Genomic DNA, 1,749 nt, shown 5'->3' with positions numbered 1-1,749 from the left:
GCCACTCAAAAATGGATAGCAGTCCTGATTGTTTTTTACTCCTTAGAAAGGAGGTGATCCAGGCGCACCTTCCGGTACACCTACCTTGTTACGACTTCGCCCCCCTCGCCAGCCTCGCCCTCAATAGGCCTCCCCCTTTCGGTTGGAGTACCCATCTTCGGGCGCTGCCAACTCGGGTGGCGTGACGGGCGGTGTGTACAAACCCCGGGAACGTATTCACCGCGGCGTGGCTGATCCGCGATTACTAGCGATTCCGGCTTCATGCAGGCGGGTTTCAGCCTGCAATCCGAACTGAGGGTGGGTTTAAGGGTTTCGCTCACCATCGCTGGCTCGCTTCCCGCTGTCCCACCCATTGTAGCGCGTGTGTCGCCCAGGGCATAAGGGGCACGAGTATCTGACGTCATCCCCTCCTTCCTCCGGCTCGTCGCCGGCAGTCCCCTTAGAGTGCCCGGCCGAACCGCTGGCAACTAAGGGCAGGGGTTGCGCTCGTTGCGGGACTTAACCCAACACCTCACGGCACGAGCTGACGACGACCGTGCACCACCTGTGCTGGCTCCCGTGACTTACGCCACAGGTCCCTCCCCTTTCGGGTCAGTACCACCAGCATGTCAAGCCCTGGTAAGGTTCTTGGCTTAGCGTCCAATTAAACCACACGCTCCACCGCTTGTGCGGGGTCCCGTCAATTCCTTTGAGTTTCACCCTTGCGGGCATACTCCCCAGGCGGCCCACTTATCGCGTTAGCTTCAGCACGGAGGAATTACTCCCCCACACCTAGTGGGCATCGTTTACGGCTAGGACTACCCGGGTATCTAATCCGGTTTGCTCCCCTAGCTTTCGGGCCTCAGCGTCAGGAACGGCCCAGGAGACCGACTTCTCCACCGGCGTTCCTGCTGATATCTACGGATTTCACCCCTACACCAGCAGTTCCGTCTCCCTCTACCGTCCTCAAGCCGTGTAGTTTCCAGCGCAGTCCCACGGTTGAGCCGTGAGTTTTCACACCGGACTTTCACGGCCGCCTACGCCCCCTTTACGCCCAGTAAATCCGGGTAACGCTCGCCCCCTACGTATTACCGCGGCTGCTGGCACGTAGTTAGCCGGGGCTTTCTAGTGGGATACCGTCATCAGTGAGGCTTTCCACTCCTCACCTTATTCGTCTCCCACCACAGCGGTTTACACCCCGAAGGGCTTCGTCCCGCACGCGGCGTCGCTGGATCAGGCTTTCGCCCATTGTCCAAAATCCCCCACTGCTGCCTCCCGTAGGAGTAGGGCCCGTGTCTCAGTGCCCTTGTGGCCGGCCATCCTCTCAGACCGGCTACCCGTCGTCGGCTTGGTGAGCCGTTACCTCACCAACTACCTGATGGGTCGCAGGCCCCTCCCTCAGCAGAGCTATAGCTCCCTTTCTTCCTACCTACTTATAGGTAGGAACGTATGGGGTATTAGCTGGAGTTTCCCCCAGTTATCCCCCTCTGAGGGGTAGGTCACCTACGCGTTACTCACCCGTCCGCCGCTCAGTCTACTGGCTTCCTCCCCGAAGGAATTCCACCAGCAGCTTCGCTCGACTTGCATGTGTAAGGCACGCCGCCAGCGTTCACCCTGAGCCAGGATCAAACCCTCCATGAATGTCTATTCAACACCCATTTCAGATTTAACTCTGACTCTTCTTTATCAGGACTGCTATCCATTTTTCAATGACCCCTTCCCCAACGCGTCTTCTAATTTACCACGTTTGTAACTCTTAGTCAAGTTACA

At 58.1% G+C, this 1,749-nt stretch carries 1 rRNA gene; it reads right to left on the bottom strand.

What is annotated here, in order from left to right:
- Nucleotides 1–46: 46 nt before the first annotated feature.
- Nucleotides 47–1,620 (bottom strand): 16S ribosomal RNA (locus EO083_RS09685).
- Nucleotides 1,621–1,749 lie beyond the last annotated feature (129 nt).

It is taken from the genome of Thermosipho globiformans, from assembly GCF_003990895.1.
GTDB lineage: Bacteria > Thermotogota > Thermotogae > Thermotogales > Fervidobacteriaceae > Thermosipho > Thermosipho japonicus.
Note: the sequence above shows the minus strand (reverse complement) of the source record. Positions and strands in the feature narration are given on the sequence as shown.